The organism is bacterium (genome assembly GCA_026414725.1).
Lineage (GTDB): Bacteria > Ratteibacteria > UBA8468 > B48-G9 > JAFGKM01 > JAAYXZ01.
Genome location: JAOAIL010000001.1, coordinates 169,125 through 195,814 on the forward strand (window position 1 = coordinate 169,125; position 26,690 = coordinate 195,814).

The window sequence follows — 26,690 nt, forward strand, 5'->3', positions numbered from 1 at the left end:
AATGGAGGATAAAGGAAAGATTGTAAAGGTGAGTGGACCACTTGTTCAGGCAGAAGGGATGAAGAGTGCAAGGATGTATGATGTTGTAAGAGTGGGGGAAGAAAAACTTATAGGAGAGATAATACGGATAGAAGGTAATACTGTTTCTATTCAAGTATATGAAGAAACAGAAGGATTAAAGGTGGGTGACCCTGTATTTGGTACGGGAGAACCATTAATGGTAGAACTCGGACCCGGTCTTTTATCAAATATATTTGATGGAATTCAAAGGCCCCTATCAAGATTAGAAACTACAGGGGATTTCATCCTTAAGGGTGTCCAGATACCTGCATTAGACAGGGAGAAAAAATGGATGTTTAAACCGATAGTAAAGAAAGGAGATTTTGTTTCAGAAGGAGATATTATAGGGGAGGTTCAAGAAACAGGGATTATTGTCCATAAAATCCTTGTACCATATGGTTTTAATGGAGAAATTATTGATATAAAAGAAGGAGATTTTACTGTAGAAGAAGAGATAGGAAGAATAAGAACAGAAGAGGGGAAAAATGTTCCCCTTTATCTTATGCAGAGATGGCCTGTTCGTGCCAAAAGGGCTGTGAGAGAAAAAAGACCTCCAGTTGAACCACTCGTTACAGGACAGAGAGTAATAGATACTCTTTTCCCTGTAGCAAAAGGTGGGACCGCATGTATTCCTGGTCCATTTGGCTCTGGCAAAACAGTGGTATTGCATCAAATAGCCAAGTGGGCAGATGCACAGGTGGTTGTGTATATCGGCTGTGGAGAAAGAGGAAATGAGATGGCAGATGTCCTTATAGAGTTCCCTGAATTGCAAGACCCTCAAAGTGGAAGACCTCTTATGGAGAGGACAGTTCTTATTGCGAATACATCTAATATGCCTGTTGCTGCAAGAGAAGCATCTATTTATACAGGTATAACAATTGCAGAGTATTTCAGGGATATGGGTTATTCTGTTGCACTTATGGCTGACTCTACAAGCAGGTGGGCAGAGGCACTGAGAGAGATATCAGGACGACTTGAGGAAATGCCTGGCGAGGAAGGATATCCTGCCTATTTAGGAACATCTGTTGCCTCTTTTTATGAAAGGGCAGGAAGATGTCTATGTCTCGGCAACAGAGAAGGTACTCTTTCCGTAATAGGTGCTGTCAGTCCACCCGGAGGAGACCTTACAGACCCTGTGGTACAGATGACACTGAAAGTAGTAAAGGTATTCTGGGGACTGGATGACCGGCTTGCTTACCAGAGGCACTTCCCTGCAATAAACTGGCTTACAAGTTATTCCCTGTATATAGAAAATCTTAAGAAATATTCTGAAAATAATATAGCATCGGATTTTACTTCTATCAGACAGACAGCACTTTCTATACTTGAAAAGGAAGCAGAACTTTTAGAGATAGTCCGACTTGTAGGTATGGAGACACTTTCTGCACAGGACCGTCTTATCCTTGAAACCGCCAGAAGCATCAGGGAGGACTTTCTACACCAGAGTGCATTTGATGAAAGGGATGCATATACAACACTAAAGAAACAATACAGGATGTTAAAAACTATCATACTCTTCTACCAGTATGCATCACAGGCAATTGAAAAAGGAATATCCATAGAAAAAATTCATAATCTTCATATCAGAGAAAATATCGTAAAGATGAGATATATAGCCCACTCAAAAGTAGAAGAAGAGTTTGGTAAATTAGAAACAAATATAAAAGAAGCATTCCCTACTCTCGGTATTGAGAGTAAAGTGCTATAACTGACTGACCTGCGGAGATACATCCATCATTTGTTGGAAGGTTATGGTGGCAGAAGACAGAAAAATTGTTTTCTTGCAATTCCTTCCATACAATATCAAGTAAAAGTTTGTTCTGAAATACACCTCCTGAAAGAACCACTCTATATATCCCTCTTTCTTCTTTTATTCGTTTGCATATCCTGGTAATTATTGCTGATATAGTTCTGTGGAACTTATATGAGATTTTTTCCGTAGATATACCACTTTTTATATCATCTACAATGCTTTTTATTAAAGGCAACAGGTCTATTATTAAACTACTCTCTTCTCTTATTCCATATTTATAGGGTTTCCCCTCTGTCTTTTTTGCTATCATTTCAAGTTCTATTGCTGGCTGTGCTTCATAGGTAATGTTTTCACTTATACCAAGTATTGAAGAAACCCCATCAAAAAGACGTCCCATACTTGAGACAGGTACACAGTTTATATCTTTCTTAAACATATCCAGTATGAATTCTGTCTTACTTCTATATCTTTCAATAAATGGGATTTTAAGATTGAAAATTTCATTACCAAAGGTTTTGTACAGCAAAGACAGCCCTATCCTCCAGACCTCCTTAATTGCCTTCTCTCCACCTGGAAGTGTTATATAGTCAAGGTAAGCATACCGCTCATAAGTTCTATAGTCAGCAATTAAAAACTCTGCCCCTCTTATATCCCCTTTTTCTCCATAACCAGTTCCGTCCAGCGCAACACCTATAACCTTTTCATTCTTAAGATTATTATCAAGCATACAAGAAGCAATATGTGCGTGGTGATGCTGAATACCTATGGTCTTCAACCCATTTCTTTTAGCCATATCCAGTGCAAACTTTGTAGGTAGATAGTCAGGATGAAGGTCATGGGCAACTATTTCCGGAGAAAAACCAAAAATTCTTACAAAGTGTTCAAATGTTTCATAATAAAAATTCAGTGTCTCTGCATCTTCCTGATTACCTGTATGCTGACTTAAAATAATACTATTATCTCTACCAAAAGCAAATGTATTCTTCTCTTCTGCTCCTGCAGCAAAGACCTCTTTTTTGAAAGAAATAGCTGTTTTTATCATATCAGGTGTATATCCCCGTGCCTTTCTTATCATATATATGTTTTTATCAGGGGCAACCCTCACCACAGAATCATCACATCCGGTCTTTATAGGACGGTTGTTTGTAAGGATATAGTCAGAAATATAAGTAAGTTTTTCCATTTCTTTTTTGTTATCCTTGAAGATAATCGGGCTATCCGCAATATTGGCACTGGTAGCAACAACTACATCAGGGCAGTTAAAGAAAAATAGGAGGTGGTGGACAGGTGTATAAGGAAGAAAAAATCCTAAATATCTGTTAGAAGGGGCTATTTCTTCTGGAAGAGTACAATTCTCTTTTTTCTTTAAAAGAACTATGGGACTTTGCCACGAAACTAATAACTTTTTTTCTACACTACTTATAAAGCAGTATTGTTTTGCTGTTTTTATATCCTTTGCCATAAGAGCAAAAGGCTTATCTCCCCTGTTTTTTATTTCTCTTAATCTATTTACTATCTTGCTATTTTTTGCATCACAGATAAGATGATATCCCCCTGTCCCTTTTACCGCAACAATGTATCCTTTGTTTATAAGTTCTGCGGACCTTTTTATTGCTTCTATACCTTTTGCCAGAATCTCATCTTTAATTAAAAAAACATCAGGACCACAGACAAAACAGCAATCCGGCTGTGCATGAAACCTTCTATCAGCAGGGTTATTATATTCTTTTAGACATTCAGGACACATCTTAAATATCTTCATAGTTGTATTTTCTCTGTCATAGGGAAGTTTTTCTGTAATGGTAAACCGTGGTCCACAATTTGTGCAGTTGATAAAAGGAAACAGATATCTCCTGTCTTCAGGATTAAATAACTCTTTCAGACATTCATTACATATAGCAATATCAGGAGAAAGTTCAATTTTTATCTTTTCTGATGTATATCTACTTCCAATTATTCTGAATGTCTTTTCACTATTGATAGGATTTGTGTATATGACAGAGATTTTGTTAATATGTGCGCGAACCGGTGGGTTTCTCTTTATCTTTTCAATAAATTTTTCTATATTCTTTATAAAACCTTCTACTTCTATATATAACCCATCTGCAGTATTACATACAAAACCAGTCAACCTGTTCTCAACAGCATACTTGAAGACAGAAGGTCTGAATCCAACCCCCTGAACCCTGCCTTCAATAAAAACCTTTACCCTTCTTTTCAGGAGTGCCATTTCTCTCACATATCAAGGACGGAAGGTATTATCCTTAATCCTTCTCTATAATGACCTTTTCACCTGAGCGAACCTTATTCAGTTCATTAAGGTCAGAAGTTATTTTCCCTACAACTTCAACAGAACTTGCAGGTATGGGCTTTTCTCCCTTACTTATAGGTGTTGGACCGAAGAAAAGGCACATACATCTTCCTTCTGGCCAGTATGCAATATCACCTTTTTCTACCTCTTCCACTGGCTCATCAATTCCACTTGCTACAGGTATCTCAAAGTATATCTCCTTTCCCCATAGCCGTGCCTTTGAGGTAAATGGAAGTGCATTATAAATCTTCTCTGCCAGACCCGTATCTTTCATTATGCCTTTTACCACAATACTGCCTGCCTTTATCAGTATCTTCTTTTCCATCATCTCACTCCTGTAAAAGATACTTCCACAGAGGAAGATATTTTATTTCCCCTTTTATCCCGAACCACTCAACCTCTTTCTCTCCTTCATACTCATCAGTGATTATCAAAAGGTCATTACACTTCAATTCCTTGCTCGCCCTGATAAGTGCCCTCTCCTTTAATTCCACCACTTTTACATCTTTTAGATTATAACATACCTGAATAAGTTGAATAATCTCTGTACCGGACTTAAGAACAAAATCCACCTCCTGCCGTAGAGGATGCTTCCAGTAATATACATTGGCTCCACCGTTCATTTCGTTCTTCTTAAGTTTCACTGCAACAGCATTTTCACAAAGGAATTCTGTATCTTTATTGGTATGTCCTACAAAATGTATAAATCCATTATCTATACAGTATATCTTTTTGTTTGAACTTAATTTCTCTTCCATTTTGGGTGAAAATCTGTGGATACGGAAGAATATAAATGACTCCTCAAGGTAGTTCAGATACTTTTCTACTGTATGCACACTCTTACATTTTGTTATTCTGCTTAATGTGTTATATGAAAATTCTCTACTTACGTTTGAAAGGAGGAAAAAAGCAAGATTTTCTACAGCAGGAATAAGCCGTATTTTAAATCTTCTAACAATGTCCTTATAGATAATGGAATTAAATAATGTTGATAGATATTCTTTATGGTCTATATTTTTTATAAGTGGTTCAGGGTATCCACCATGTCTTAAATACTCATAAAGTTTTCCCCTTATTTCCTGTGTGGTAAGTTCTTTATTCTCCAACTTGAGAAATTCATTAAAGGAGAAGGGAAATATCGTCACAGATATATGCCTACCAGTAAGATGAGGAGATAGTTCACTGCTTAAGAGTTTAGAGTTGCTGCCTGTGATAACAAGGTTATATCCCTGTCTCTGAAGACGGTTGACAAATAATTCCCATTTAGGAAGGTTCTGTATTTCATCAAAAAGAACAAATTTCGGATTGTTATAGACAGAGTTTACAGCAGTTAATATTGCATCATAGTCCTTTATATCTATCAGTTTCTCATCATCAAAGTTTACATATCCAAAACTACCTGTACTGAAAAGGAGATTAAATCCGAGAAATGATTTACCTGCCCTTCTTGGTCCTGTAATCACCTTGATAAGGTCATTGGCAAGCAACCCTTTAAGCCGTTGTACCTCATCTCTTTCAATAAACCTTTCACATTTTCTTTTCTCTATTTCCCTTTTCTGCAATATCAGTGTATCTTTTATCATCGTTAATTTTATATATCATAGTGCACAAAATTTATAATTTTTTTGTATTAAATATACTATGATTATAAGATTCTGTCAAATTTTTGTATGGGAAGGATAAGAACAGGGGAATATTTAAAACTATTTTTCCTCCTTATTATCTACATAGTTCACAGGAAATATAATTTATAATTTTCCTTATAGCATCTTCAACTTCAATGGACAACTCTTCAGAAAGGGTTATTTTTTTAGGCTGTATACCTATAACTTTACAGTTTGCACCTATTTCTCTATGTATATGTTTTAAAATCAATGTAAGAGAGATACTGTGTGTGGATGGTGTTGTCTCTTCTATCTGGTCATACTCAATCACCTTTATCTCTCCTGGTTTTCCTCCAAAATCCACAGCATCTATAACAACCACTGTATTAGGTCTGAATTTTTCAATAACACCTATATAGTTCTCCACAGAACTCCCTGCATCAATAATTTTTACATCCTTCCTTTTTATTATCTTTGTAAGTTTTTCTGTAACAATAGAACCAGCGCCATCATCCGCTTTCAGGCGGTCTCCCATCCCAATAATAACAATTCTCCCTTCCCATGTGAGTGATATTGTTTCCGGTTGCTCAATAATCCGATTTAAAGTAAAATCAGATAGTGTTTTTATCCAGTCAGAAATCCCTTCTCCTGTCCTTATTGAAAGAGGTATGAGTTTAGCAGATGATATATCTTTAAGATACTTTTTGAATACACTTAAATTAAAATCTGTATGTGGCATAAGGTCTATCTTGTTAAGAATACATACATCTGCTCTCTTAAACATTAGGGGATACTTCAGTGGTTTATCTTCTCCTTCCGACACACTTGATACCACCACATTTAAAGATGTACCTATATCAAATTCAGCAGGGCACACTAAGTTTCCTACATTTTCTATAAACACAATATCTGTTTCTTTAAGAGAAATTTGTGTAAATCCTTTTTTTACCATAAAAGCATCCAGATGACAAGCACCACCTGTGTTTATCTGTACTACAGGGATATCTAATCTCGCTATCCTTTCCGCATCAATACACCCTTTTATATCCCCTTCTATTACACTGAATGAGAATCTGCTTTTCAGTTCGGATATGGTCTTTTCAAGCAAGGAGGTTTTTCCGGAACCAGGGGAACCCATAACATTAACAGCAAATGTACCGCTTTCATTTAATAATATACGGTTTTCTTCTGCAATTCTCTCATTCTCTTCAAATATGCTTGTACCTACCTCTATTATTTTTATTTCTTTCATTTTATATATTATAAACAACAATTAATTTTTTTGTTAATTATATATCTTTAAAAAAACACCTTCAAACATTTTCTTCTATCTCCACATTCTCCAGTATAAATTCTTTAGAGGATGGGTTTTCACTCCTCCTTATATATATTTTTACATTTTTATAAAAGGGGTTATCCTTTGTAAGGGCATGGAAAGTAAAGTTTATATTTTCTTCATCTATGCAACTTAAAGGATTAACAGTAAGGTTTATTCTATGGAATGCAGAGATATTTCGCTCTTTTCTAATTTTTTCAAGAATCTCTAAAATTTTTTGGCTTATAGATAATTCATGCATAAACAAAAACTTCTCCTCTTTTTCCCCTTTTCCCTCGTAGAGAGGGTATGGAGGGTTATTCTTTATCAATATCTATAGTAGGTCTTGGTTTTGCAGGATATATCTTCTCATCACCAGGTTTTTCCCATATCTTGATACCTGATATATCTGCTGCCCTCGCGAGTGCATGTGCTGCAGTAGGTGAGTTTAAAAATAGAAATACAAGACATATAAGTGCTTTCATCCCTATAGCAGAAAATCCGGTTTTTATTATAGTAGCTAAAAGGACACTCCCTGTACCGAGTGTTACACACTTTGTAGCTGCCTGTAGACGACAGTATACATCAGGCATCCTTAAAAGTCCGATACATCCGAGAAGGACAAAACATAATCCAATAGCCATAACTATATAGAAAAGAATATCAATCATCTAAATTCCTCCCTTCTAAGAACTTTGCAAGTGTGATAGTACTTACAAATCCTATAATAGACCAGGCAATGGCTATACTCATATACCACTCTGAACCGGTTGCAAGAGAAAGGAACACACAGAATATAATTATAATAATACCGAGTATATCAATAGCCACCATTCTATCTGCTGCTCTCGGACCTCTAAATACTCTATAGACACATATAGATACACATAAAGCAAGAAAAGCGAATACAAGAATCATTCAAATACCTCCTTCAATATCTTCTGGGCCTTTCCACATATTAACTCTTCTGCCTTTATAGGATCTGTCGTTTCAACATATATCCAGTGGACATATAAAAACTCTTCATCTATATCCATAGTAAATGTTCCAGGAGCAAGCGTTATGGAATTTGCCAGTATAATCCTTCCAAGTGGTGATTTAAGATATAATGGTATCTTTACAACACCTGGCTTGATAGGAGGTCCCGGACTTAAGATACGATATGCCATAATAAAGTTTGCCTTTATCATCTGCCAGATAAATACAAAGATGAACTTTACAAAAGCAAAATATCGTCTTATCTGGAATGTATGTTCAGGATGATATGGAAATTCTCTTCCATAAAGAAGTGTGACGAAAAGAGAAACCAGAATACCTGCAATATAATTACCTGGTTCATTGCTCCATGTTAAAATCTTCCATATACCAAACAAAAGTATAAAAACAATAAGGTAGTTCATCTGTTCTCTCCTATTTTAATATCCATATAGGAAAAACTCTCCATAACAGATACAGACCTATCCAGTGTTTTTTCTCTTATACCAGGAATAAGTAATATCCCTGATATAAATACCAGTATTGCAAGAACTACCATAGGGAAAAGAAGTGTTTTTGGTGCTTCTTGTTTTATTGGCTCTTCAACTCTGTTGTAATAAACATTCCTCTGTAATTTAAGGAAATACCCCAGAGTAATAATAGATACAACAATACATAAAACCGCTATTCCTGGATAACCTGCCTGCACTGCTGCAATTATTATGATAAGTTTACTCCAGAAATTACCCATAGGAGGTACACCTGCAATACCTAACATTCCTGTACTCCCTAAAAGTGTTGTTACAGGCATCTTATCATTCAGTCCTTTTAATTGTTCCATATCTGTAGAACCTGTAACATATTCAATAGCTCCTATATTTAAGAAAAGAAGTGCCTTTGAGAATGCATGTGCAATAAAATGCATAAGTACACCCAGATTCCCCAGATATCCGCCTATACCCAATCCTATAGCACAGTATCCAATCTGACTTATGGTTGAGTATGCATAAAGTCGTTTTATATTTCGCTGTCCATATGCCATAAGTCCTCCGAAAACCATTGACAATATTCCGAATAGTAAAAGCAACAGATTCTTATCTGAGGCAATATTATAAATATATTGTTGGTAATCCGTATGAGCACATAAAGTCCTATAACTTTTATGAACATACCTGAAAGTATGGCAGAAATAGGTGCAGGTGCCATAGAATGTGCATCAGGTAACCATGTATGAAAAGGTACAAGAGCGGCCTTAAGCGCAAAACCAGATAAGAGAAGTCCTGCAAGGAACCAGAGATGTGAGGTAGAAAGCCCTGCGGTCTCAGACATAAATGTTGCTATGTTAAGTGTCCCTGTAAATCCGTAGATAAGTGCAATAGCAAAAAGTATCATTGTAGAAGCAATAAAACTCATGACCGTATATTTCATTGATGCCTCAAGTTCCTCTGCTCTAAGTCCAAAAGCTACAAGAATAAAGGATGCAATTGATGCAATTTCAAAGAAGACATATATGTTGAATATATCCATACTGATAAGCACACCATTCATACCTGCAAGCATAATCAGAAAAATAATATAAAAATAGGATGTCTCTGTATATTTCCTTATATAAACAAACGAGTATATCATTATAAGAAGGGCAATAAAATTTGTCATTATAATGAATAAAGAAGAAAGAGGGTCAACCATAAGAACTATGCCTAATGGTTTTTCCCAGCCACCTACAAAATATACAATTCTTCCATTGGTAAATACATCTATACCAAAAATTATTGATGTTATAGTAGCAAGTAAGACAAAAGATATCGCTACTATCCCGGCGGACTTTTCATCTTTCCTTAAAAGTAGAGATATGAGAAATCCAGCCCCCAAATATATTGCCACAGGAAGAATAATAAGATTGTTCATCCTTTCAATCTCCTTATCTTATCCATATCAAAAGTTTCATATTTTTCAAAAAGCCGTATGGCAAGTGCTGCAAGAAATGCAACAAATGCAAGGTCTATGACAATTGATGTAAGAACAAGTGCCTGTGGTAATGGGTCCACCGCTTTTTCTAAAAAAGTGTTGACCGTCATATTTTCTGTAAGGATAGGCGCAATCCCATCCCATTTATAACCTAAAAGTACAAATATAATATTGGTAGCATACCCAACAATATTTATTCCTACAATAATTTTTATGATGTTTTTCTTTGCAATAATTCCATAAAGTCCTGTAAAAAACATCAGGGCAACAAGTATATAGACAATCATTTTTCTTCCTCCATACTCTGTTTATATTTAATCCCTTCATCTGTTCTTATTAACCGTGCCATAGAAAGAATTGCTATGGCAACAAATAGTGCGGAAGCAACCTTCAGACCTATCATTATATTACTGATTATAATTGTTCCTGCACTCCATAGTTTGAACATATTCCCTTTAGGAAGCAGGTTATAGAAAAATACACCTCCTGCCAGTCCAGATATAGCAACTGCAAGAAAACCCAATGCACCTGCACTGTCAAGGGATTTTGTAACATTTATAGGTAAGAATCTGAAAACATATTCCTTTCCAAAGGCAAGAAGAAGCAGAACAACTCCACCTGTGAGAACTACTCCACCTGAAAAGCCACCGCCTGGTGTAATATGCCCATAGAGGACAAGAGACAATCCATAAAGAACTATAAAAGGAAATACAATTCTCGCTATACCCTGAACAATCTCACTCATTCCATTATTTTTCATCCTTCCTCCCCTTTACCCTTAAGAGCACTACAACCCCTGCTATCGCTGTAAATATAACGGTTGCCTCTCCTAATGTATCATATCCTCTAAAGTCCAGCACTATCGCAGTTACAGTATTAGGTGCCTTCAGAAGAGAAGGAGATGCCTTTAGATATTCTGCCCCCATAGTGATTACCGGCTGTCCAAAAGGTCTGACAACCTCGGTTCCATGGATCATAAAAACAAACAGGAATAATGCCAGAACTATCAGAGTTACCACCCCGTACAATCCAGATGTGGACATATCTGCTCTCGTTTCACGCCTTATTGTAGAAAGGAGTATAATCAAAGCCACTATCTCTACAAAAACCTGAACAATTGCTATATCAGGTGCTCCCAAAAGTAAAAACAGAATACTTAATATAAGTCCCGCAGTTCCCATAGAAACAACAGACGATGTCAAACTCCTTGCTACAATAGATATAACACACCCCACTGTCATAAGAAGCATCAACACAATTAAAAGTGGTGTATTAAGCATCATCTTCTTATAACCTCCATTATAATTATAAGCCCTGCAAAAAACCATACAAGATACTTTGCTAAAAGTCCATTCTGTAATAACTTTAGCCGTTCAACCCATAGATTTAAAAATAAACTTCCTCTGTTATATATAAAATCAACTGCCATTACAGCGATATTGATAAAAAACTTCCCAGCATTAGGCAGTAATTTCAGAAAATTCTGGTATATATCAAGCAATCCCATGGTATCAAGTGTATAAAATTTTTTAAGAGGTGTTATTTCTTTAACCGTCCCATAGAAGTGCGCTCCATCAAAAGCAGTTATCTTATCAGAAATAACCTCGCCCCCTACAAATACCTCTGTCCTTCTCACCTGTTTAATCCATCTCCTACCTACGACAAATAACAAAGCAAGGATGATGATTGCCAGCACTCCATAATAAGAAGCCATCTGTATGAGATTAATATTTAGCATTACATATTCACCTATAGCAGGGAATAAAAACTTCTCTGTCACAAATCCAGGATATAAACCAAAAAGTAAACACCCAATAGCAAGTAATATCATAGGTATATTCATAAAAGGACTACCCTCTAATTTTTCTCCTGTTATCTCTTTTTTCCTTACACCCATAAAGGAGTCATTAATAACCTTTACAAAAGATGCAAGTGTTAACACACTTCCTAAAAGTGCTGCAATGAATGCAAATGTAGAAATAGGATTGTTCTTTATTAGAAGTGCCTGATATATAATCCACTTTGATACAAAACCATTAAAAGGTGGTATCCCTGATATTGAAAATGCTGCAACTGTCATTACCATAAATGTAACTGGTAGTTTCCTGAATAATCCGCCATAATCCTCTAAATTCCTTGAACCAGTTGCTTTTATAAGTACCCCCGCACCGAGGAAGAGTAAACTTTTGAATATAGCGTGGTTGATTGTGTGATAAAGAGCTCCGACAAGTCCTATCTGGGTTCCACAGGCAATACCGAGAAAGATATATCCAATCTGACTGATACTATGATATGCAAGAAGTCGTTTTATATCATGCTGGATAAGTGCTAAAAAAACACCTCCCAAAAGTGTAAAGATACCGAGAAGCAACATTACTGTCTCCCATCCGATAGACCATGATGGTTTGAATATAACAAAGTAAAAGCGTATCAGTGCATATATCCCTGTTTTACTCATTGCACCAGAAAACAATGCAGATATAGGTGTTTGAGCAGAAGTATATGCATCAGGAAGCCATGAGTTAAGCAGGAATATCCCCACTTTGACACCTGTCCCTAAAAGGATAGAAAAGAAAAATATATGTTTCCATAAAAGATTTTCTTCTAATAGCCATATTCCTAATATCCCGAAAAGTAGAAATATACTTCCTACACCTGTCATAATAATATATTTAAGAGAAGCACTTCTTGCCTCATCTGTATCAGCGAAAAGTACAAGAAAGAAACTTGCTATTGTCATTATTTCCCAGTATATATACAGAGCAATGAGTGAATGGGAAAGTACTACACCCAACATACCCCCGAGAAAGAGGAATAACAACCCATCATATACAAAGTTTACTTCCGAATTGTACCACTGAGAAAAAGATACACTGCACAATCCTATGAAAGAAATAAGTATTGCGAATAAGAGTCCGAGTTTCTCTCCACTGGAAAGAATGTCATAGTTTACATACATTGAATAGAAACATGAAAACAGCACTGCCAGAACCCCAAGGAGAGATACCCACTTCCTTATATTCCTTCCTGCCCCCTGAATAAGCAGATGAACGAAAGCAATCCCGAAGCTTATAACAACCGGAAGAAACCATATGTTTACATTCAACTTTCTCCTCCTATCTTATCACCAGCATAATACCGAATAATAATGAAATAGTTGCTAAAATTACCACAGAGACAACCATAAAGGGAAATCCTTTCCCTGTTGTATCTACTTCTTTTACATCCCCCATAAATACATACCTGAATAAACGAACCATATAAAGAAGGGTTAGTGCTGATGTAAGTATTGCAATAAGCCCATAGAATATATGTCTCTTTATAAGCATACCTGTTATTGCCTCAAGTTTTCCATAAAAACCAGGTAATGGTGGAATACCTGCAACAGAAAACATACTGAAGATAAAAGCATATGTAACAAGCGGTGATTTTTTCATCAACCCTCCCATCTGCCTTATATCTTTTGTCCCAAATAGTTTTTCTGTAATTCCTGCACATAGAAATAGACATCCCTTACCCAGTGCATGTGCTACATAAAATATAACAATTCCACGAGTAGCAATAGGATTAAACATCATAAGCCCTGCTATCATAAATCCTAACTGGCTTACTGTGGAAAAAGCAAGAATTTTTTTAATATCTGTCTCTCTTAAAGCAATAATACCCGCAGCAACACTGCTGAATAGAGCAAGATATCCTGCCCATATAACATTTCCAGATACAGTAAGCGTTGCCCCGAAAATCCGCGCTAGTCCATATACTCCTATCTTAACAAGTACTGCTGCGTGAAGGAATGATGTAACAGGTGTTGGGGCTACAGAGGCATCAGGAAGCCATGTATGGAAGGGGAAAGTGGCTGACTTTGTTAGAATCCCTAAAAATATTAGTGCAAAGACAAAAGGAGGTATCTCCTGCCCTATTATCTGAGAAATACTTAGAGAACCAGTAGTTATGTAAACATATACAAATCCCAGAAGCATAAAACCAGCTCCTGCACTGGTAATAAGGAATGCTTTATCTGCCTTAAGGAGATGTTCATCTTTCCTGTAGAAACCAATAAGTTTCCACGAGCAAAGCCCCGCAAGTTCCCAGAAAAGATAAAGGGAGATGAGATTATCAGAAAATACCACCCCCATCATACTCCCCACAAAAACAAGTCCCCAGAAAGAAAATTTTTGCTGTTCAGAATGATCTTCTTTAGCAAAATACCCCATTGCAAACAAATATATAAATATCCCTATAAAAACAGAAGTCGCTCCAAATATAAAACTTAAAGGGTCGGCAATAAAAAAGATGTTTTCTACTGGATAATATAAGAACCTTGTAGAAAATACAGTATTAGCAATATTACCTAATAGAAACATCTGTATCAGGAGGAAAATAAAACCTGCTTTAATAGAAAACGATGCAGGTATAACCTCCACTAAAACCGCTGATAGAAATGGAACTATAAGTATCCACAACAAGATATTATTCGGTACCATAATATTTATTTTCCCTTTTTCTCATCACTTATAAACGCAAGCCGTCTACATTTGGGACAGACAACTTTTAATAAATCTGTCCTCTGTATAGGTGGAATAACTTTTTCTTCAAAATCAGTTTTTATATTAAACATCTCCATAAGTTGCATAAGAAGAACTGGCTGTGCAAATCCTAAATTCCCGAGTTTTTTTAATACCCATTGAAGATGTTTTTCAGTACCTATAACCGTTCTGCAGTGTATACATGTGATAAGTTTATGTTCCACAGAATCAAGTGTATCCTGTTCATTAAAATATGCAATATCAAATTTTGTTGTAAGTTTAATCCCCTCACCTGTGATGCAATTTCTTTCACACTCCCTACAGAATATACATCTTGATGGATACTGTATCAATACTCTTTTAGCAATACCATTTTCCAAAGTATCTTTCATATCAATTGCTTTTGCAGGACATACCTGAAAGCATGCCCCACAACCCACACAGATATCCTTATTATATTCTGGTTTTCCCCTGTATCTTAAAGGAGGTGTATGCGGTTTATAAGGAAAGTCGGTTGTATATGGCTTTGATAATATTCCTTTAACCGCCTCTTTCAGTTCTCTTATCTTGGGTTTCTTCATATTTATATCTCTCTTTTAATCTTTTCTGTCTTCTCTATAGATTTCTTTAAAAGATAATCAAAGTCGTAAAGTTTTCTTCTATTTTCTGCCTCATAGACAGCCACCCTTTCCGTACAACAATAACAGGGGTCAACACCTGCTAAAATTATCGCTACATCTGCTATGGTCTGTCCTATACAACTTGCTTTAAACGTAGGTATATTGGTATAACTCGGTGCTCTTATTTTATGTCTCACAGGTCTATTTGTCCCATCACTTCTAACATAGTGAAAACATTCTCCCCTCGGTGCCTCATGGCGTCCTATACCTTCTCCTTCAGGTATACTCCTTACCTCTGCCTGTATCTCTCCTTTTTTCCCTTCAATTGCATCAAGACACTGCTCTATTATTTTTATTGATTCAAAACTTTCTAACAACCTAACCACTGCTTTGTCAAATACATCACCATTCTCTGTAGTAATTATTTTCCAATCAACAAGTTGATATGCAGCATATGGGTCATCCTTTCTTATATCTATTGCAACACCACTTGCCCTTGCAATAGGACCTACTGCACCAAATGCCTTTATATGTTCTTTTGTAAGAACACCTACCCCTTTAAGCCGTGCTGCGAGAACAGGGTCATCCAGAACTGCACCTGTAAGCATCTCTAACTGTCCTTTGAGTTCAGAAAGTACCTTTCTCAGTTTAGGAATATCTTCATTCTCTATATCTCGGCGTACTCCACCAATTTTGAACATTGCATAATGATTTCTGTTTCCTGTTATTATTTCAAACATATCAAGTACCGGTTCCCTGTATTTCCATGCCCACATAAACACGGTATTATATCCGAGGAAGTGCCCAGCCAGTCCTACCCAGAGCAGATGACTGTGAAGTCGTTCAAGTTCTCCTATAACACTTCTTATATACCTTGCTCTTTCAGGCACTGTTATCCCGAGAAGGTCCTCCACTGCATTACAGTATGCAAACGGATGCGATGTGGAACATATACCACATATTCTTTCAACCAAAAATGTTACCTGGTCCCAGTGTTTACTTTCTGAAAGCTTTTCTATTCCACGGTGGTTATAGCCCGCCTGCCATTCTACATCCACAACTTTTTCTCCATCACAATAAAGAGCAAAAAACTCTGGTTCTTCAAGAAGTGGATGATACGGACCTATTGGAACTATCACTTTTCTTTTATGTTCCATAGTTTTCTTTCCTTAATGGATAATTTCCTTTCTCCCAGTCATCTCTTAAGAGGAAATGTTTAATATCAGGATGTCCTGTAAAGTTTATCCCTAAAAGTTCCCACATCTCACGTTCAATGTAAGAGATACCTGGAATAATATCAATAAGTGTTTCTATTTCTGGTTTTTCCTTATCAAGATACACCCTTAAAGAAACAATAATACCTTCTTTATCAAGACCGAAATGATAGAGAATCTCAAAACTGTCAAAATTTTCTATTCCTGATGCGATAATATATCTTGCATCAATATCTTTAAAGATAATTCTTGCACACTCCTTGATATCTTTTCTGTCAACTGTAATATAAATCCGCTGGTTTTTATGGATATTTATATCTTTAATCCTATTCCCGAGTTTTTCTTTCAACATTCCTGTTATATCTCTCATTTCAGTTTCTCCAGAACCTTTACTATACCTGCAATCATTGCCTCTGGTTTTGGTGGACACCCTGGTATATAAACATCTACAGGTATAAGTTTATCAATAGGACCTCCCATCTGATATCCATCTCTAAAGATACCGCCTGTACAGGCACATGCCCCTATAGCTACAACAATACAGGGTTTTGCTGTTTGTTTATACACTTCTCTTAACCTTTCAACACATTTTTTATTCACTATCCCTGTACACAAAAGAACATCTGCATGTCTCGGACTTCCTACGAGTACAATACCAAACCTTTCAATATCAAACCTCGGTGTGAGACAGTCAAGGATTTCTATATCACAGTTATTACATGACCCACCTGACACATGATAAACCCATAGTGATTTTTTTAATGCCTTCGTTTTTATATTCATATCTTTATCTCTCCTGCATTCTATTTTCCTCTCTCCATACAAGAAGGAAAGGGAGAGGATGAAATTTTTCACCACCCTGTCATTGCCAGAAATATCCCCGCTATTCCTAATAAGGTAAACCATCCCCAGAAAAGCCGTAGTGTCTGGTCTATCCTTAACCGGGGATTGGTATTCTTAATAAGTATAAAAAGAATAAGTATAATAACATATTTAAGTATTCCTGTTATAATACCTGCAATGGAACTAAAACTTATTCCTCCTAAATATAAAGATATAAGAAATAACGGACCGGTAATAATCAGTATTGCCTTTGTAAGTTTATATAATCCCAGTAGTATACCTGAATACTCAATAAGTGCCCCACCTGCCAACTCTCCCTCTGCCTCCGCAAGGTCAAAAGGTACCAACCCTAACTTCCCCTGTAATGCAAAAACCCCTATGATAAAGCCAACAATTCCAGAAGGAGAATCAAGTATTATCCCGCTATGCTGTTGAAACTGGATTATATTACCGAGTGAAGTTGTTAAACCACTTTTTATAGATGAAATAACCAATCCACAAACAAAAGGAAGTTCGTATCCCATAAGTAATTTCATCTCCCTGCTTATTCCTACTGCCGCTAAGACATTACCTGAGGCACTCCCACCGAGTATGATTGAAAGAGAAGGTATGGTAAGCAGATAAAGAATAAGTATAGCATCCGTAGGGAAACCTGCATTTGTCTTAAATATCATTATTAAAATTGCTCCTGCTGTTGTGGTAGCTATTAATCCGAGTACCGGTGCTGTAATAAACATAAAGATATTTGCTTTTTCTGGTATCAGAACCTCTTTACCTGCAAGTTTTACAAAATCAGCAAAGTTTTGGTACCATGGAGGACCTATACGAAACTGTAGCCGTGCTGTAACTTTTCTATCCAGCCACATAGCCATAAATCCCAATATACCAAAGGATATTAAAACCCCTATAAAGTATAGAAGTATGGATAAATTACTCATTTTTTTATTCCGTATGTATCCAGCCAATTGAAGACCTTTACAACTATATGCTCTCCAATTTGATATATATTGGTTTTATCCTTAATATCTCTTTCATCTAAATAACTTATGGCACCACTTTTACAGGTTTTTACACAGAGAGGTTCTTCTCCTTCTTTCAACCGCCCGATACAAACATCACACCTGCTTACAAGATATGGTATCAGTTCTTGTAATATCGTTCCGAAAGGACAGGCAAGTGAACAGGTCTTACAGGATACACAAATGATATTTGAACGTTTTACCCTGCCTTCCTCTCTTTTTAATGCACCTGTCGGACAACTATTCACACAGGGATAGTCCTCACATCTTCTGCATGCAAAAAGGAATGCAATCTCTTCTCTTAAAGCAGATATTCCTCTATTTTCTGGATGCATCTTATAACTGCATCTTATACCTTCATCCTGAAGAGTCAGAAATTTATCATAATCAATAAAGAGCTTCTTCATAACTTTAACCTCATGCCCATATATTGGGCTCATCCTTTATCTGGTCATAGGTAAATACAGGACCATCTTTACATACAAACAAATCTCCTATAAGACAGTGTCTGCAATGTCCTACAGCACAATACATCTTCCTTTCCATAGAAAGATATATCTGTGTATCTTTATATCCAATCTCTAAAAGTTTCAATGTGGTAAACTTCATCATTATAGGAGGACCACAAACAACAGCCACAGAATTTTTTATATCAATATCAAGCCCGTCAAGTGTCTTTGTTACAACTCCTTCTCCGTATTTCCATGCTTCATCCTTCTTATCCACAGTTATCCTGAAAGATAAAGGGTGTTTCTCACAGAGTTTTTGCCATTTATCAAATATCATATCTTTATATATATAATCAGCAGGTGTTTTCGCTCCACAACAGAAAACAATTCTTCTATAATTGGTAATGGTCTCTACTAAAGCAAAAAAGAGCGACCGTATGGGAGCAAGTCCTACTCCCCCACCAACCAACAACACTTCCTTACCATTATAAACATCCAGAGGATAGGGCTTCCCATAAGGACCACGGACACCTACTATATCACCTTTTTTAAGATTATGTATTGCATCTGTTACCCTTCCTGTCCTCATTACTGTAAACTCAAGTTTTTCTCTATCATAAGGAGATGAAGAAGGAGTAAAGGGTGCTTCACCTATACCTGGAACTGTAAGAGATGCAAACTGCCCGGCAAGGAAAGAAAATTCTTCCTCAGGTTTCAGGACAACTGTCTTTATAGTAGGAGATTCAGTAATAACATCCCTTACTTCACACCTTATAGGTCTGTAAATATTTTTATCCATTTTATACCTACTGTCGCTCCCTCAATACTTCTGTAATAACCTTCCTTTTATCAATTTTTCCTGCACATCCAACAATACATCTTCCACAACCGGTACATCCGGTTATTCCATAATTTTCCACCATATACCAGTACTTACATAACAGACGGTTTGCATATCTATCCTGAAGCGTTGGTCTGGGAGAATCACCTGCTGCCATTCTTGCATATCCAGGAAAGAGACAACTGTCCCATACTTTAACCTTCCTGTCCTCTTCCTGTGTTCCTGTATCTTCAAGTAAAAAGCATACACATGAGGGACAGTTGTTTGTACAACTTCCACACTGAACACAATTTTCTATATCTTTTGGTCTTCTCCATAACTCCGTCTGGTATGCCCCTTTGAATTTTTCCTTAACCCCTTCAAAATAAAAATCCCTGTTGGACTCCTTAATTATCTCTACTGTTTTCTTTCTATTCTGTTCCCTTTTATTTATCTGTTCCTTAGTTGCCTGAAAAAATTTCTGGTCTCCACCTATAAAAGAACACCCTTTATCAGAACCAATATCTACAAGCAGACCCTCTTCAAGAAAAGATATATTCAAGTCAAATACATCTTCAGGATAAGGATGTGTCCCTATAAGTTCACAGAAACAGGTAGGATAAGGAGAAAGACAGTCAGAACCTATAATAAGAACTTTCTCTCTTCTATTAGTATAGTTAGGGTCTCTGTAGTCCCCTTCCATGAAAATCTTATCCAGTATCTTTAACCCATTTATATCACAGGCAGTAACACCCATAATAACAATCTCCGGTATCTGATACACCTCAGGGACAACCCTCTCTTTGAAAGGGGTGAAAAACAGTTTAAGTGGTTCAACAGTCCTTACCCTGTTATATATAATATCAATATCTGGAGCAACCTTTTTATAAAATAGTTTCTTTTCATATTCAAAAGGGGCAAAAATAGAAATTATTTCTGCTTTCCCTTTTATAAAACTATCCCAATCCTTTTTGGTTATATATAATGTCTCCATTTGTGATTATATTCACAAAGTCATCCAAAAAAATTTGTAATAGATTAAGACCAATTTTTATAGTTGTCAAATTTTTTTAATGGGGTAATCATACCAGATAAAAATACTTCTGTCAAAAAATTTTTAAATAGTTGATTTTAGTTAATAAGACAGATATAATAATTAAACTATGATTATAAAAAATATAGAATCAAAGAGAATAAAGAATCTTCCTGTATATATATTTCAAGACATCAATACGAGAAAGTTGAAGTTAAGAAGGGAAGGTAGAGATATTATTGACCTCGGAATGGGAAATCCTGATAGACCCACACCAAAACCAGTTATTGATAAACTCATAGAGGTTGCTAAAGATAAAAAAGCTCACAGGTACAGTGCATCAAAGGGGATACCTCATCTCAGAAGAGAAATATGCAACTGGTACAATAAAAGATTTGGAGTGAAACTTGACCCTGATGAAGAAGCGGTTGTATGTATAGGTTCCAAAGAAGGAATCAGTCATCTTGCACTTGCGGTATTTGACCGTGGGGATATAGTCCTTGTTCCCAATCCTACATATCCCAGCCATCTATACAGTGTTATTATTGCTGGTGCGAAAATTAAAGATATGCCTCTTATAAAGGGAAATAATTTCATTCCCATACTTTCTGATTCTCTGGTTAAAGGTAAAAAACCAAAGGCAATGATTGTAAGTTATCCTAATAATCCAACAGCACAAGTAACCGAGATTGAGTTTTTTAGAGAAGTGGTGAGGTTTGCGAAAAAACATAATATATTTGTTATACATGATATTGCCTATTCTGAACTGTGTTTTGATGGATATAAAGCACCAAGTTTCCTTCAGGTAGAAGGTGCAAAGGATATCGGTATTGAGTTTTATTCACTTTCTAAAACATATAATATGGCTGGCTGGCGTGTGGGATTTGCTGTAGGGAATAAACATATTATTGGAGCGCTTACCAAACTTAAAAGTTATTATGACTATGGAATCTTTACTCCTGTTCAGGTTGCTGCTATTTCTGCTCTGAAGCTTGAGCAGAGATATATTGATGAGGTTGTTGACACTTATAGAAAAAGGAGAGATGTTCTTGTAGATGGTCTGAACAGGGTGGGATGGAAGGTTGAGAAACCAAAAGCAACGATGTATGTATGGGCTGAAATACCTGAAAAGTTCAAAGATATGGGGTCTGTAAAATTCTCATTATATCTTTTAGAAAAAGCAGATGTTGCTGTCTCTCCTGGAGCAGGCTTTGGCAAGTATGGTGAGGGTTTTGTAAGAATTGCACTCGTTGAAAATGAACAGAGGATAAGGCAGGCGATCAGGTCTATAAAACGGCTCTTTAACAACGTATAAAATCTATTGACATAGGGAGATAAATAAGGTAATATATAAATAGAAAGAGAAAATGTTCTTTGATAATTGAAGTTCCAATAAATAGATTATAGCCATTCTTATTATCTTTTCTAAAAAGAGAATTCTGTAATAATTTATAATAGAGGTATTTTTCTTATCAAAAGGGACTCCTGTTATCTTTATTATTTCCCTGAAAGGAGGTGAGAAAGGTGAACCACCATATCCATCTGACTTTTTTGAACGATACTATGATTGAGAAACTCTATGAATTAAGGAAAAGAGGTAAGAGATTGAAAGAATTAGATTATAGTCATAATAGTGAAGATGATGAGGTTCTACCGGTCAATCCAAACGATTATGAGGAACGGCTTGATAAGGGATTTAAAATGTTTGAGATGGCTCAGAGAGGTTATCCTGAAGATGAATGACCGGAGTCCCTTATTGGAGTGAAGTTTAACCACTGGTCAGGATAGTCCATAATAACCTTTTCCATTACCTCTGCACCTTTAGAAACGAGAAAGTCAATCTTCTCTTCCTCTGTAAAAGAAGAAGGGGGAGTGGGTATTTTATTAAAAAAGAACCTGTAATGTCTTCCTTCTCTTACGAGAAATCCTGTAACAAGTGGTGTTTTTGTTTTTACCGAAAGTGTTGCAGGACCACGTGGTATTACAGTATCAACACCCAAAAACTTTATACTCATCCCTTTTTCCGTAAAAACCCTGTCTCCAAGTACTGCAAGGACCCTGTTCTCTCTCAATGTTCTTAAAAGTTTTTTAGGATTTTCTCCTGTTAAAATTACTTCAAGGCCCCTTGAGTTTCTAATTTCCTTACATATCTTTGTAACAGAAGAATTAATGTATGGAATTGCAACTGCTGTAACCTTATATCCAAGTATAGAAGCAATAACACCTGATAATTCCCAGTTGCCTATATGGGCTGTGAGTGCAATTACTCCATTACCTCCTTTCAAATACTCATCAAGAAATTCTATATTTTCAATCTTTACTTTCTTTTCAACATATCTTTTGTTCCATCTCGGGATATAAAAGAAATCAGCCAGATATATTCCAAAATTATAAAAAGCATTTTTGACAAGACGATTTAATTCCTTCTCTGTATAAGATATTCCTGTTATCTGTTTTCTATATTCAAGTATAATCCTTATATTATCTTTAACTATCTTTCTTGTATCTTTCTGAATTATATACCTGAACTCTGCGTTTCTTCTTGCAATCCAGTACAGAATGGGAAGGGGAAAATACCTTCCCATAAATACCATTACTTTATAAATCAGGGTGTAATACATATAAGTTAAGTAAACTACAGTATTTTTCTATATTCTATTGCCTTTTTGAGTGTCTGGGTACCTACATACTCTATCTCAGAACCGACAGGAAGTCCATATGCCAGTCGTGAGTGTTTTATACCCATACCCTTAAGTATATCAGAAATGTAAGAAGCAGTATTTTCTCCTTCAGGTGTTGGATTTGTGGCAATGATAACCTCTTCTATCGGTTCACTCTTAAGCCGTTCTATGAGTTGTGGTATGGTAAGTTTTTCAGGAGGTATTCTGTCCAGAGGAGCGATATTACCTCCAAGTACATGGTACCTTCCCCTAAAACCGGTCTTTTCTATGAGTATAAGGTCCTTCACTTCTTCTACAACACATAAAGTTCTCTCCCTTTTCTCATCTCGACATATCTTACATATCTCATCTTCGGAAAGATTAAAACACTTTTTACACAGATAGATATCTTTTTTAACAGAGACAAAATTTTCTGCGAGAGACAGAACATCCTTCTCTTCTTCTGTAAGGATATAGTGGACAATCCTTTCTGCGCTTCTCGGTCCTATCCCTGGAAGTTTTACAAGTTTTTCTATAAGTTTTTCTACCTTTTCTGGATAATAACCCATTTTTATTAAAACCCTAATGTTGATTTCATCTCAGAACTTATTATCTTTTCTATCTCTCTCTGTGCTGATGTAAATGTATTCTTCAGAAGTTTCTCAAGATATCCCTTGTTTTCTGGTTTCATTATATCAGGAGATATATCAATAGAGATTAACTCCATCTTACCATTAATAACAAGTTTAATCTCCCCTTTGGGTGAAGAGACCTCCACTGTTTTTGAACGTAAAATCCGTTCAAACTGTGCTGCCTGTTGTTTCAACTGCCCTATCTGTTTTAAACTGTCAAATATATTCACCATTATTCCTCCTCCCTATTTATTATCTCTCCGTTAAAAAAATCCACTATCTTTTTAATATCTCCGTTATCCAAAGGTGATTCCTCATTACTCTCACTTAGTAAACTTATCTTTATATCTTTTATTCCTGTTATCCTTGAAATAATATCCTCAATGGTTTTTATATTACGGGGTTTGTTTTCAATAAGTGATTTGTGAAATTCATATTTTTTGGTAAATTTGATAAACAGAGTATGGTCTTTGAATTTTATCGGGGTGCCTTCTCTTAATGCTGCTTCCAGTGTAGGCCTTACTTTTTTAATTTCTAACAAGATATTTCTCCATTGAGATAATATCTCTTCCTCACTCCTTACCATCTTTTCCTCTTTGACTGAATTATTAGAAATTGGTTTCTCTTCCTTATTGTCTGAAATAAAGATGTTTTCTTCCTTTACAATGGATTGTTCCTGAGATAATAACTCTGTATCTTTTTTCTCAAATTTATTATGAGACAGAGGATTTTTTTTACCGAGTATATGAGTCAATTTTATAAGAAGTATTTCGGAGAGAACAACAGGGATATTCTCCATATGGAGACGGTTTTTATATTCAATCGCAGTAGAGGTTGCATCTAAAAGTGTATCTGTATCAACCTCATTATAGGCAAGATAAAGCCCTTTATCTTCTTTTCCAGATAAAGATTCACCTATCCTTTCAAGTAAGATGTCCTTAAACTTTTTTATAATTCTTTCAAGTATAACAGCAGGGTCTTTACCTTCTGAAAGAAGGGTATGAAAAAGAGATAAAAGTTTTTTCACATCTTTTTCTCTCATCAGAATCAGTATTTCCTCTATACTTCTTTCTTCAACAAGTCCAAGAAACTCTCTTATACTATGGGAGGATATATTTTTGTCTTCAGCATTCACAATAAGCTGGTCAAGGATACTAAGAGCATCCCTCATAGAACCACCTGAAAACTCATAAATTTCTTTTAGGGCTTCCTTTTCTATTGCAAATCCTTCTTTTTCACATATATAATTTAACCGTTCTATAAGTTCTTCAAGGTTGAATGGTTTGAAATTAAACCTCTGACATCTGGATATAATTGTAGAAGGTACCTTCTCAGGAGTTGTAGTTGCAAGAAAAAATTTTATATATTCAGGAGGTTCTTCCAGTGTCTTCAAAAGTGCGTTCCATGCAGGTTCAGTGAGCATATGAACCTCATCAATAATATATATTTTAAATCTTGCATTTGAAGGTGTGAGATTCACATTTTCCCGTAAACTCCTTATCTCATCTATCCCCCTGTTTGAAGCTGCATCTATCTCAAGAACATCCATAGAACTCCCTGCTGTGATGGTACGACATATTTCACACTTATCGCAGGGACTAATAGTAGGACCTTTTTCACAGTTCAGTGATTTAGCAAAAACCCGTGCTACAGATGTCTTCCCTGTACCTCTTGGACCTGTAAATAGATATGCATGGGCAGTCCTTTCTTCTTTTATGGCTTTTTTCAATGCGTCTGTAATGTGTTTCTGCCCCCATACCTCATCAAAATTTTTAGGTCTATACTTCCTTGCGAGAACAAGATACATATTAACCTCTACATAAAAAAGTAAAATGTTAATTTTTACTTATATACTTCCTAAATACCTTAAAAGGTCAAGGAAAAATATTATAATCGCCAGTACTCCAGAGACAAGTCCCTGGATAAACAACAGTAGTTTCACATCTGGTCTATATATCTTATGGGGAACCACGGCATAATCAAGAACCTGAACAACAGGAGTATCACGTGCCTCATTAATCTTCGCCTCTTCTAATTTTGCTGTAAGGAATTTATAGACCTCTTCCTGTGTTTTAAGTTCCCTTAAGAGTCGTGTCAGTTCATCTTCTGAATACAACAATTTTGAGAGGGTGCTTTCAAGATTCTGTATCTCTTTCTTTAAAAGGACCATCTCAAGACAATCATCTTTAAGTATCTCTTTCTTTCTCTGAAGTTCAAGCTTTTTACTGACAAGTTCTTCCATAATTTTACCTGCCATCTGGGTTACCTGATTCAGTTCCTTATCCGCTACAAGTTTCTCTCTGTCTTTTATACCTGCAAGTTTTTCTTCAAGTATTTTTATATTGTTTTCTGTTTCTTTTAACCGGCTTTCTATGAAAATTCTGTCCTGTTTTGCAGTAGTAATACTGATTGCTTTTATTGTTTCATCTAACCTCTGGATGAAAAAATTTGCTATATCAGCAGCTCTTTCTGGCTTTCTATCTACAACGGTTATTTCAATTACCTTTTCTTTTGTAAGAGAAATACTTGTAAGTTTATCAAACTTCTCTCTCGCACGGTCAATACTACTAACATTATAGGCATCAGTAAGATTGAATTTTTCTATAATAGCATCCTTCATACTCCTGCTATTAAGAATTGAAAAGAAAAGTTCAGTATTTGTCCTCAACTGTGATAACATCTTTTCAGAAATTTCAGAACTGCCTGTTTCTATCTTTAATTCTCTTTCAGGTGGCTGAAGAATACTCGCATTTGCTTTATAATACTTAGGGTAAATCCAGTATATAAAAGACACCAGCATAAATGTAATAACATAAAAAGCAAGCACAAACTTTATATGTACAAGTGGACTTTTCCTCTTTTTATTATTTGTTTTTTCCATCTTTATC

Annotated in this window: 31 protein-coding genes; 3 read left to right on the forward strand and 28 right to left on the reverse strand. The window is 35.9% G+C overall.

Features of this window, described 5'->3' with window-relative positions; all coding sequences use genetic code 11:
* Position 1: 1 nt before the first annotated feature.
* Positions 2–1,768 (forward strand): V-type ATP synthase subunit A, encoded by a 1,767-nt coding sequence (locus tag N3D17_00890; protein MCX8081947.1) that lies wholly within the window; start codon positions 2–4, stop codon positions 1,766–1,768.
* Here the strand turns inward: N3D17_00890 and hypF are convergent.
* From hypF to N3D17_01005, 23 genes are all read right to left on the reverse strand, one after another.
* The gene (gene hypF / locus N3D17_00895; GenBank protein ID MCX8081948.1) at positions 1,737–4,043 is read right to left on the reverse strand and encodes a carbamoyltransferase HypF; all 2,307 of its coding nucleotides are present in this window, start codon (positions 4,041–4,043) and stop codon (positions 1,737–1,739) included. The genes N3D17_00890 and hypF overlap by 32 nt on opposite strands.
* Positions 4,044–4,077: 34 nt before the next feature.
* Positions 4,078–4,449 carry a cyclophilin-like fold protein gene (locus N3D17_00900; protein ID MCX8081949.1) on the reverse strand — a complete coding sequence of 124 codons (372 nt, stop codon included), beginning with the start codon at positions 4,447–4,449 and terminating at the stop codon, positions 4,078–4,080.
* Between the two features lie 4 nt (positions 4,450–4,453).
* The gene (locus tag N3D17_00905) at positions 4,454–5,707 is read right to left on the reverse strand and encodes an ATP-binding protein (GenBank protein MCX8081950.1); all 1,254 of its coding nucleotides are present in this window, start codon (positions 5,705–5,707) and stop codon (positions 4,454–4,456) included.
* A gap of 136 nt (positions 5,708–5,843) precedes the next feature.
* Positions 5,844–6,980: a hydrogenase nickel incorporation protein HypB gene (gene hypB / locus N3D17_00910; GenBank protein ID MCX8081951.1), complete on the reverse strand. Its 1,137-nt coding sequence runs from the start codon at positions 6,978–6,980 to the stop codon at positions 5,844–5,846.
* A gap of 61 nt (positions 6,981–7,041) precedes the next feature.
* Positions 7,042–7,305: a hydrogenase maturation nickel metallochaperone HypA gene (locus tag N3D17_00915; protein ID MCX8081952.1), complete on the reverse strand. Its 264-nt coding sequence runs from the start codon at positions 7,303–7,305 to the stop codon at positions 7,042–7,044.
* 55 nt (positions 7,306–7,360) lie between these two features.
* Complete coding sequence (mnhG, locus tag N3D17_00920; GenBank protein ID MCX8081953.1) at positions 7,361–7,714, reverse strand: monovalent cation/H(+) antiporter subunit G; 354 nt, start codon at positions 7,712–7,714, stop codon at positions 7,361–7,363.
* Positions 7,707–7,961 carry a monovalent cation/H+ antiporter complex subunit F gene (locus tag N3D17_00925; GenBank protein ID MCX8081954.1) on the reverse strand — a complete coding sequence of 85 codons (255 nt, stop codon included), beginning with the start codon at positions 7,959–7,961 and terminating at the stop codon, positions 7,707–7,709. The genes mnhG and N3D17_00925 overlap by 8 nt, the downstream gene beginning before the upstream one ends.
* Positions 7,958–8,443, reverse strand: coding sequence for a Na+/H+ antiporter subunit E (locus N3D17_00930; GenBank protein MCX8081955.1), 486 nt, complete (start codon positions 8,441–8,443; stop codon positions 7,958–7,960). The genes N3D17_00925 and N3D17_00930 overlap by 4 nt, the downstream gene beginning before the upstream one ends.
* The gene (locus N3D17_00935) at positions 8,440–9,060 is read right to left on the reverse strand and encodes a proton-conducting transporter membrane subunit (protein ID MCX8081956.1); all 621 of its coding nucleotides are present in this window, start codon (positions 9,058–9,060) and stop codon (positions 8,440–8,442) included. The genes N3D17_00930 and N3D17_00935 overlap by 4 nt, the downstream gene beginning before the upstream one ends.
* On the reverse strand, positions 9,036–9,926 hold the full coding sequence (locus N3D17_00940; protein ID MCX8081957.1) for a proton-conducting transporter membrane subunit: 891 nt from the start codon (positions 9,924–9,926) through the stop codon (positions 9,036–9,038). The genes N3D17_00935 and N3D17_00940 overlap by 25 nt, the downstream gene beginning before the upstream one ends.
* Positions 9,923–10,273, reverse strand: a complete 351-nt coding sequence (locus N3D17_00945; GenBank protein MCX8081958.1) for an NADH-quinone oxidoreductase subunit K — start codon at positions 10,271–10,273, stop codon at positions 9,923–9,925. Before N3D17_00945 ends, N3D17_00940 begins: the two co-directional genes overlap by 4 nt.
* The gene (locus N3D17_00950; protein MCX8081959.1) at positions 10,270–10,746 is read right to left on the reverse strand and encodes a cation:proton antiporter; all 477 of its coding nucleotides are present in this window, start codon (positions 10,744–10,746) and stop codon (positions 10,270–10,272) included. The genes N3D17_00945 and N3D17_00950 overlap by 4 nt, the downstream gene beginning before the upstream one ends.
* A complete protein-coding gene (locus N3D17_00955; GenBank protein ID MCX8081960.1) occupies positions 10,736–11,269 on the reverse strand; it encodes a DUF4040 domain-containing protein in 534 nt (177 codons plus the stop codon). Before N3D17_00955 ends, N3D17_00950 begins: the two co-directional genes overlap by 11 nt.
* Entirely contained in the window at positions 11,266–13,092 is a 1,827-nt protein-coding gene (locus N3D17_00960; protein MCX8081961.1) for a proton-conducting transporter membrane subunit, read from the reverse strand. Before N3D17_00960 ends, N3D17_00955 begins: the two co-directional genes overlap by 4 nt.
* 10 nt (positions 13,093–13,102) lie before the next feature.
* Positions 13,103–14,470, reverse strand: a complete 1,368-nt coding sequence (locus N3D17_00965; GenBank protein ID MCX8081962.1) for a proton-conducting transporter membrane subunit — start codon at positions 14,468–14,470, stop codon at positions 13,103–13,105.
* A 5-nt stretch (positions 14,471–14,475) separates the two neighbouring features.
* Positions 14,476–15,093: a 4Fe-4S dicluster domain-containing protein gene (locus N3D17_00970; protein MCX8081963.1), complete on the reverse strand. Its 618-nt coding sequence runs from the start codon at positions 15,091–15,093 to the stop codon at positions 14,476–14,478.
* A 2-nt stretch (positions 15,094–15,095) separates the two neighbouring features.
* Entirely contained in the window at positions 15,096–16,289 is a 1,194-nt protein-coding gene (locus tag N3D17_00975) for a nickel-dependent hydrogenase large subunit (protein MCX8081964.1), read from the reverse strand.
* On the reverse strand, positions 16,279–16,716 hold the full coding sequence (locus N3D17_00980; GenBank protein MCX8081965.1) for an NADH-quinone oxidoreductase subunit C: 438 nt from the start codon (positions 16,714–16,716) through the stop codon (positions 16,279–16,281). Before N3D17_00980 ends, N3D17_00975 begins: the two co-directional genes overlap by 11 nt.
* Positions 16,713–17,129, reverse strand: a complete 417-nt coding sequence (locus tag N3D17_00985; protein MCX8081966.1) for an NADH-quinone oxidoreductase subunit B family protein — start codon at positions 17,127–17,129, stop codon at positions 16,713–16,715. The genes N3D17_00980 and N3D17_00985 overlap by 4 nt, the downstream gene beginning before the upstream one ends.
* A gap of 68 nt (positions 17,130–17,197) precedes the next feature.
* Positions 17,198–18,127: an NADH-quinone oxidoreductase subunit H gene (locus tag N3D17_00990; protein MCX8081967.1), complete on the reverse strand. Its 930-nt coding sequence runs from the start codon at positions 18,125–18,127 to the stop codon at positions 17,198–17,200.
* Positions 18,124–18,615: a hypothetical protein gene (locus N3D17_00995; GenBank protein MCX8081968.1), complete on the reverse strand. Its 492-nt coding sequence runs from the start codon at positions 18,613–18,615 to the stop codon at positions 18,124–18,126. Before N3D17_00995 ends, N3D17_00990 begins: the two co-directional genes overlap by 4 nt.
* Positions 18,616–18,625: 10 nt before the next feature.
* Entirely contained in the window at positions 18,626–19,456 is an 831-nt protein-coding gene (locus N3D17_01000) for an FAD/NAD(P)-binding protein (protein MCX8081969.1), read from the reverse strand.
* Between the two features lie 7 nt (positions 19,457–19,463).
* Positions 19,464–20,471 (reverse strand): 4Fe-4S dicluster domain-containing protein, encoded by a 1,008-nt coding sequence (locus N3D17_01005; protein MCX8081970.1) that lies wholly within the window; start codon positions 20,469–20,471, stop codon positions 19,464–19,466.
* Between the two features lie 169 nt (positions 20,472–20,640).
* Here N3D17_01005 and N3D17_01010 point away from each other — a divergent pair, with 169 nt between their 5' ends.
* Both N3D17_01010 and N3D17_01015 read left to right on the forward strand, forming a co-directional pair.
* The gene (locus N3D17_01010; GenBank protein MCX8081971.1) at positions 20,641–21,825 is read left to right on the forward strand and encodes an aminotransferase class I/II-fold pyridoxal phosphate-dependent enzyme; all 1,185 of its coding nucleotides are present in this window, start codon (positions 20,641–20,643) and stop codon (positions 21,823–21,825) included.
* Positions 21,826–22,034: 209 nt separating this feature from the next.
* The gene (locus N3D17_01015; GenBank protein ID MCX8081972.1) at positions 22,035–22,253 is read left to right on the forward strand and encodes a hypothetical protein; all 219 of its coding nucleotides are present in this window, start codon (positions 22,035–22,037) and stop codon (positions 22,251–22,253) included.
* Here N3D17_01015 and N3D17_01020 read toward each other — a convergent pair.
* The 5 genes from N3D17_01020 to N3D17_01040 are packed head-to-tail and all read right to left on the reverse strand — an operon-like array spanning position 22,235 to position 26,683.
* On the reverse strand, positions 22,235–23,131 hold the full coding sequence (locus N3D17_01020; GenBank protein MCX8081973.1) for a lysophospholipid acyltransferase family protein: 897 nt from the start codon (positions 23,129–23,131) through the stop codon (positions 22,235–22,237). The genes N3D17_01015 and N3D17_01020 overlap by 19 nt on opposite strands.
* Positions 23,132–23,145: 14 nt before the next feature.
* Positions 23,146–23,739: a recombination mediator RecR gene (gene recR / locus N3D17_01025; protein MCX8081974.1), complete on the reverse strand. Its 594-nt coding sequence runs from the start codon at positions 23,737–23,739 to the stop codon at positions 23,146–23,148.
* 5 nt (positions 23,740–23,744) lie between these two features.
* The gene (locus N3D17_01030) at positions 23,745–24,035 is read right to left on the reverse strand and encodes a YbaB/EbfC family nucleoid-associated protein (GenBank protein ID MCX8081975.1); all 291 of its coding nucleotides are present in this window, start codon (positions 24,033–24,035) and stop codon (positions 23,745–23,747) included.
* Positions 24,035–25,609: a DNA polymerase III subunit gamma/tau gene (gene dnaX / locus N3D17_01035; GenBank protein MCX8081976.1), complete on the reverse strand. Its 1,575-nt coding sequence runs from the start codon at positions 25,607–25,609 to the stop codon at positions 24,035–24,037. Before dnaX ends, N3D17_01030 begins: the two co-directional genes overlap by 1 nt.
* A 39-nt stretch (positions 25,610–25,648) precedes the next feature.
* Positions 25,649–26,683, reverse strand: a complete 1,035-nt coding sequence (locus N3D17_01040) for a hypothetical protein (GenBank protein MCX8081977.1) — start codon at positions 26,681–26,683, stop codon at positions 25,649–25,651.
* Between the last annotated feature and the right edge of the window lie 7 nt (positions 26,684–26,690).

Excerpts from the sequence above, each read along its gene's own strand:
- N3D17_00980 (MCX8081965.1), bottom strand. The coding sequence starts at position 16,716 with ATGAGAGATATAACAGGAATGTTGAAAGAAAAACTCGGGAATAGGATT.
- N3D17_01005 (MCX8081970.1), bottom strand. The coding sequence starts at position 20,471 with ATGGAGACATTATATATAACCAAAAAGGATTGGGATAGTTTTATAAAA.
- hypF (MCX8081948.1), bottom strand. The coding sequence starts at position 4,043 with ATGGCACTCCTGAAAAGAAGGGTAAAGGTTTTTATTGAAGGCAGGGTT.
- N3D17_00940 (MCX8081957.1), bottom strand. The coding sequence starts at position 9,926 with ATGAACAATCTTATTATTCTTCCTGTGGCAATATATTTGGGGGCTGGA.
- N3D17_00945 (MCX8081958.1), bottom strand. The coding sequence starts at position 10,273 with ATGATTGTCTATATACTTGTTGCCCTGATGTTTTTTACAGGACTTTAT.
- N3D17_00990 (MCX8081967.1), bottom strand. The coding sequence starts at position 18,127 with ATGAGTAATTTATCCATACTTCTATACTTTATAGGGGTTTTAATATCC.
- N3D17_00950 (MCX8081959.1), bottom strand. The coding sequence starts at position 10,746 with ATGAAAAATAATGGAATGAGTGAGATTGTTCAGGGTATAGCGAGAATT.
- N3D17_01030 (MCX8081975.1), bottom strand. The coding sequence starts at position 24,035 with ATGGTGAATATATTTGACAGTTTAAAACAGATAGGGCAGTTGAAACAA.
- N3D17_00970 (MCX8081963.1), bottom strand. The coding sequence starts at position 15,093 with ATGAAGAAACCCAAGATAAGAGAACTGAAAGAGGCGGTTAAAGGAATA.
- mnhG (MCX8081953.1), bottom strand. The coding sequence starts at position 7,714 with ATGATTGATATTCTTTTCTATATAGTTATGGCTATTGGATTATGTTTT.
- N3D17_00985 (MCX8081966.1), bottom strand. The coding sequence starts at position 17,129 with ATGAATATAAAAACGAAGGCATTAAAAAAATCACTATGGGTTTATCAT.
- N3D17_00955 (MCX8081960.1), bottom strand. The coding sequence starts at position 11,269 with ATGATGCTTAATACACCACTTTTAATTGTGTTGATGCTTCTTATGACA.
- N3D17_00905 (MCX8081950.1), bottom strand. The coding sequence starts at position 5,707 with ATGATAAAAGATACACTGATATTGCAGAAAAGGGAAATAGAGAAAAGA.
- N3D17_01040 (MCX8081977.1), bottom strand. The coding sequence starts at position 26,683 with ATGGAAAAAACAAATAATAAAAAGAGGAAAAGTCCACTTGTACATATA.
- N3D17_00900 (MCX8081949.1), bottom strand. The coding sequence starts at position 4,449 with ATGGAAAAGAAGATACTGATAAAGGCAGGCAGTATTGTGGTAAAAGGC.
- N3D17_00965 (MCX8081962.1), bottom strand. The coding sequence starts at position 14,470 with ATGGTACCGAATAATATCTTGTTGTGGATACTTATAGTTCCATTTCTA.
- N3D17_01020 (MCX8081973.1), bottom strand. The coding sequence starts at position 23,131 with ATGTATTACACCCTGATTTATAAAGTAATGGTATTTATGGGAAGGTAT.
- dnaX (MCX8081976.1), bottom strand. The coding sequence starts at position 25,609 with ATGTATCTTGTTCTCGCAAGGAAGTATAGACCTAAAAATTTTGATGAG.
- hypB (MCX8081951.1), bottom strand. The coding sequence starts at position 6,980 with ATGAAAGAAATAAAAATAATAGAGGTAGGTACAAGCATATTTGAAGAG.
- recR (MCX8081974.1), bottom strand. The coding sequence starts at position 23,739 with ATGGGTTATTATCCAGAAAAGGTAGAAAAACTTATAGAAAAACTTGTA.
- N3D17_00925 (MCX8081954.1), bottom strand. The coding sequence starts at position 7,961 with ATGATTCTTGTATTCGCTTTTCTTGCTTTATGTGTATCTATATGTGTC.
- N3D17_01010 (MCX8081971.1), top strand. The coding sequence starts at position 20,641 with ATGATTATAAAAAATATAGAATCAAAGAGAATAAAGAATCTTCCTGTA.
- N3D17_00890 (MCX8081947.1), top strand. The coding sequence starts at position 2 with ATGGAGGATAAAGGAAAGATTGTAAAGGTGAGTGGACCACTTGTTCAG.
- N3D17_00995 (MCX8081968.1), bottom strand. The coding sequence starts at position 18,615 with ATGAAGAAGCTCTTTATTGATTATGATAAATTTCTGACTCTTCAGGAT.
- N3D17_00975 (MCX8081964.1), bottom strand. The coding sequence starts at position 16,289 with ATGGAACATAAAAGAAAAGTGATAGTTCCAATAGGTCCGTATCATCCA.
- N3D17_01000 (MCX8081969.1), bottom strand. The coding sequence starts at position 19,456 with ATGGATAAAAATATTTACAGACCTATAAGGTGTGAAGTAAGGGATGTT.
- N3D17_00930 (MCX8081955.1), bottom strand. The coding sequence starts at position 8,443 with ATGAACTACCTTATTGTTTTTATACTTTTGTTTGGTATATGGAAGATT.
- N3D17_00935 (MCX8081956.1), bottom strand. The coding sequence starts at position 9,060 with ATGGCATATGGACAGCGAAATATAAAACGACTTTATGCATACTCAACC.
- N3D17_00915 (MCX8081952.1), bottom strand. The coding sequence starts at position 7,305 with ATGCATGAATTATCTATAAGCCAAAAAATTTTAGAGATTCTTGAAAAA.